This is a genomic window from Galactobacter sp., from assembly GCF_022712295.1.
GTDB lineage: Bacteria > Actinomycetota > Actinomycetes > Actinomycetales > Micrococcaceae > Galactobacter.
The window spans coordinates 1-4,318 of record NZ_JALAGT010000080.1 but is presented as its reverse complement, the minus strand read 5'-3'; the positions used below and the strand labels follow the sequence as shown (position 1 = coordinate 4,318).

The window sequence follows — 4,318 nt, the reverse complement described above, 5'->3', positions numbered from 1 at the left end:
CGGCCTGGCCGACGCCGGCCGCGTGCGCGAGCGGGTCTTGGATACGCTGGGTCTCTGACCTTGTTTTGTGCGGCTTTCGGGGGCCGCGTTCAATGCCCGCCGGCGTGGGGCCCGGTTGCGTCCGCAACCGGACCACACGCCGTCGGGCATTGAACGCGGCCCCCGAAGGCCGCTCAAATCAAGGTCAGAGACCCAGCTTCTCCATGACCAGCTCGCGCACGCGGCCGGCGTCGGCCTGGCCGCGGGTGGCCTTCATGACGGGGCCGATGAGGGCGCCGATGGCGGCAACCTTGCCGCCCTTGATCTTCTCGACCACGTCCGGTGCACCGGCCATGGCCTCCTCGATGGCTGCCAGCAGCGGGCCGTCGTCGGACACGACGGCCAGGCCCTTGGCCTCGACGATCTCGCTGGGGCGGCCCTCGCCTGCGGCGACGAAGGAGAGCACCTGCTTGCCGATCTTGTCGTTGATCTTCTTGGCGGAGATCAGGGCGTTGACCTCCACGACGTCGGCCGGGGTGATGCCGAGATCGTAGGGCTCCGCGCCGGAGTCCTTGGCCAGGCGGGAGATCTCGCCCATCCACCACTTGCGGGCCACGGCCGCGGAGGTGCCTGCGGCGATGGTCTGCTCGATGGCCTCGTCCAGGCCGGCGTTGACGACGTCGCGGAATTCCTCGTCGGAGAAGCCCCACTCCGCCTTCAGGCGGGCGCGGCGGGCCACCGGCAGCTCCGGAAGTGTGGCACGCAGTTCCTCGACGCGCTCGCGCGAGGTCACCACGGGAACCAGGTCGGGCTCCGGGAAGTAGCGGTAGTCATCGGCATCCGACTTGGGGCGGCCGGAGGACGTGGACCGCGTGTCCTCGTGCCAGTGGCGAGTCTCCTGGACCACCTTCTCCCCGGCGTCCAGGACGGCGGCGTGACGCTGCATCTCGAAGCGGACGGCGCGCTCAACGGAACGCATGGAGTTCACGTTCTTGGTCTCAGAACGCGTGCCGAGCGTCGTGGAGCCGATGGGCATCATGGACACGTTGGCGTCGCAGCGGACGTTGCCGCGTTCCATGCGGGCATCGGAGACGTTCAGCGCACGCACGATGTCGCGGATGGCGCCAACGTACTTGCGACCCAGCTCGGGGGCGTCGGCACCTGCACCCAGGATGGGCTTGGTGACGATCTCCACCAGCGGCACACCGGCGCGGTTGTAGTCCACGAGGGAAGCGGAGGCACCCTGGATGCGGCCGGTTGCGCCACCGAGGTGGGTCAGCTTGCCTGCGTCCTCCTCCATGTGTGCACGCTCGATCTCCACGCGGAAGACCTTCCCGGAGTCCAACTCGATATCCACCCAGCCGTCGAACGCGATGGGCTCGTCGTACTGGGAGGTCTGGAAGTTCTTCGGGTTGTCCGGGTAGAAGTAGTTCTTCCGGGCAAAGCGGCAGGACTCGGCGATGGAGCAGTTCAGCGCCAGGCCCAGCCGGATGGAGGACTCGATCGCCTTGCCGTTGACCACCGGGAGGACGCCGGGCAGGCCCAGGTCCACGGGGGTGACGTTGGTGTTGGGGGTGTCACCGAAGGCGTTGGGAGCATCGGAGAACATCTTGGTCTTGGTGTTCAGCTCCACGTGCACCTCGAAACCGAGCGCGGGCTCGTAACGAGTCAGCGCGTCATCGAAGTCGACGATTGCGTCGGTCATCAGTGCTGTCCTTCCTGTGCCGCTGCGGCGTTGGTGCGGGCGGCGACGGCCTCACCCAGGTCCGGCGCCTGGTTCAGCAGGGGCCCTCCCCAGGTCTTCTCGAGTTGGTTCTCCAGTGCGGCCGCGGCGCGGTACAGGCGCGCGTCCTCGTGGGCGGGGGCCAGGAACTGGATACCCACCGGCAGGTCCTCCGACAGGCCGCCCGGGACCGTGATGCCGGGGACGCCGGCCAGGTTCGCGGGGATGGTGGCGATGTCGTTCAGGTACATGGCCAGCGGATCGTCCAGCTTGGCGCCGAGGTCGAAGGCCACCACGGGAGAGGTGGGAGACATCAGCACGTCTGCCTGCTCGAAGGCCGCGGCGAAGTCCTGCTGGATCAGCGTGCGGACCTTCTGGGCCGAGCCGTAGTAGGCGTCGTAGTAGCCGGCGGACAGGGCGTAGGTACCCAGGATGATGCGGCGCTTGACCTCGTCACCGAAACCGGCAGCGCGGGTGGAACCCATGACGCGTTCGATGGTCACGTGGCCGTCCTCGGGGAGGACGCGCCTGCCGTAGCGAACGCCGTCGAACTTGGCCAGGTTGGAGGAGACCTCACTCGGCATGATCAGGTAGTAGGCGCCGAGCGCGTACTTGAAGTGCGGGCAGGAGACGGACACGATCGTGGCGCCGCGCTCCTCCAGTGCCTGGATGGCCTCATGGAAGCGGCTCAGCACGCCGCCCTGGTAACCCTCGCCCTCGAGTTCGTCGATGACGCCGATGCGCACGCCGGAGAGATCGCCTTCGGCGCCCTGACGAGCGGCGTCCACGAGCGCGGGCACCGGCTCGTTCAGGGAGGTGGAGTCCTTGGGGTCGTGACCGCCGATGAGCTCGTGCAACAGCGCGGAGTCCAGCACGGTGCGGGTCACGGGGCCGATCTGGTCGAGCGAGGACGCCATGGCGATGGCGCCGTAACGGGACACGCCGCCGTAGGTGGGCTTCACGCCCACGGTGCCGGTGACCGAGCCCGGCTGGCGGATGGAGCCACCGGTGTCGGTGCCCAGGGCCAGGGGTGCCTCGTATGCGGCCAGCGCTGCGGCCGAACCGCCGCCGGAGCCACCGGGGATCTTGGTCAGGTCCCAGGGGTTACGGGTGTCACCGTAGGCGGAATGCTCGGTGGAGGAGCCCTGAGCGAACTCGTCCAGGTTCGTCTTGCCGAGGATGGGCAGCTTGGCGGCACGGATCTTCTCGATCACGGTGGCGTCGTAGGGGCTCATCCAGCCCTCGAGCATCGCGGAGCCGGCCGTGGTGGGCTGACCCTTGGTGACGATCAGGTCCTTGATGGCGATGGGGACGCCGGCCAGCGGGTGCAGGGCCTCGGCCTCTGCGCCTCCGGCGGCGCGGATGGCGTCCACCTCGGCGGCGACGGCGAGCGCCTCCTCCGTGTTGACGTGAAGGAAGGCATGGACACCGTTCTCGGCGTCATCGACCTCGGCGATGCGGTCCAGGTGGGCCTGCACGGCCTCGACGGACGTGATCTCTCCGGCGCGCAGCTTCTCGGCGAGCGCGTCAGCGGACAGGGTGATGATCTGGTTCATGTGTTGCTCTCCCTTATTCCGCGTCCAGGATGGCGGGCACCTTGAAGCGGCCATCCTCCTGGTCCGGTGCGTTCAGGAGGGCTTCCTCCTGGGTCAGGGTCTCCCCGACCACGTCTTCGCGGAACACGTTGGTCAGCGGGATCGGGTGGGACGTGGCGGGCACGTCCTCCCCCGCGACCTCGGAGACGGATGCAATGGCGGCGACGATGGAATCGAGCTCCCCGGCCATACGCTGAAGCTCCTCATCGCTCATCGCGATGTGGGCCAGCTCGGCCAGGTGCGCCACGTCGTCACGACTGATGGCAGACATATCACTCCCATGGACAGGAATTGTGCGGTTACCCCCAGTCTAGTGCGCGTGCCACCTTGTGCCCGACGACGTGTGGCCTGATTGGTCACGTTCGCCGCCTCCGGCGCCTGCCGCACTCGGCACCTCCTCAGATCTTCCCCGCTTCTCCCTTGCACCAGCACTACCCCACCCGGACCAGGCTTTCGTGAGACCTGCTCCGATTCGGGATCCTTCCCATGAAAGCCCGGCCCCAAGCACAGGGCCACCCGAAACCCTTGATGCCTCACAGCACCAACGTCATACTCTTGGTATGACAGTCACAACGATCAAGGTTCCTTCCGAGATCCGCGACGTCCTCAAGCGGCAGGCTGCACAGGAACACCGGACGTTGGCCGAACATCTGGAACACCTCGCAGCAGCGGAGGATAAGAGAGTCCGTTTCCAACGTTTGAGAGCCGCAATGACGGCCACGCCGCCGGACGAGGAATACCTCCGCGAAGCACATGAGTGGCAGTCGGACGCATGGAACTGAACGCGGGTGAGGTCTGGTGGGCCAAGCCAGACCCCGCCATCGGCCGAGAACAGTCAGGGCGTCGCCCGGTGGTCATCGTGGCGGGCGAGGAATACCTCTCCACGGTGACCACCTCGGCGCTCGTTGTGCCGGTGACGACCACCGACCGCGGATGGCCCAATCACATTCGGCTTGACACTGCGCTCCAACGGCCCAGTTGGGCCATGACCGAGCAAGTCAAGACGATCCCTCGGTCTCGT

4 protein-coding genes are annotated in these 4,318 nt (G+C 67.3%); 1 reads left to right on the top strand and 3 read right to left on the bottom strand.

The window, feature by feature from the left end:
- Positions 1 to 184: 184 nt before the first annotated feature.
- The 3 genes from gatB to gatC are packed head-to-tail and all read right to left on the bottom strand — an operon-like array spanning position 185 to position 3,568.
- On the bottom strand, positions 185 to 1,684 hold the full coding sequence (gatB, locus tag Q0A15_RS06180) for an Asp-tRNA(Asn)/Glu-tRNA(Gln) amidotransferase subunit GatB (RefSeq protein ID WP_291278652.1): 1,500 nt from the start codon (positions 1,682 to 1,684) through the stop codon (positions 185 to 187).
- Complete coding sequence (gene gatA / locus Q0A15_RS06175; protein ID WP_291278651.1) at positions 1,684 to 3,258, bottom strand: Asp-tRNA(Asn)/Glu-tRNA(Gln) amidotransferase subunit GatA; 1,575 nt, start codon at positions 3,256 to 3,258, stop codon at positions 1,684 to 1,686. Before gatA ends, gatB begins: the two co-directional genes overlap by 1 nt.
- Positions 3,259 to 3,271: 13 nt before the next feature.
- Complete coding sequence (gatC, locus tag Q0A15_RS06170) at positions 3,272 to 3,568, bottom strand: Asp-tRNA(Asn)/Glu-tRNA(Gln) amidotransferase subunit GatC (RefSeq protein ID WP_291278650.1); 297 nt, start codon at positions 3,566 to 3,568, stop codon at positions 3,272 to 3,274.
- A 501-nt stretch (positions 3,569 to 4,069) separates the two neighbouring features.
- Between gatC and Q0A15_RS06165 the strand changes: the two genes are divergently transcribed.
- Positions 4,070 to 4,318, top strand: a 249-nt coding sequence (locus Q0A15_RS06165; RefSeq protein WP_291278649.1) for a type II toxin-antitoxin system PemK/MazF family toxin, incomplete at its 3' end; no start/stop codon positions are given.

What these genes read in the sequence shown, in the direction of transcription:
- gatB (WP_291278652.1), bottom strand. Translation starts at nt 1,684, where the DNA reads ATGACCGACGCAATCGTCGACTTCGATGACGCGCTGACTCGTTACGAG.
- gatA (WP_291278651.1), bottom strand. Translation starts at nt 3,258, where the DNA reads ATGAACCAGATCATCACCCTGTCCGCTGACGCGCTCGCCGAGAAGCTG.
- gatC (WP_291278650.1), bottom strand. Translation starts at nt 3,568, where the DNA reads ATGTCTGCCATCAGTCGTGACGACGTGGCGCACCTGGCCGAGCTGGCC.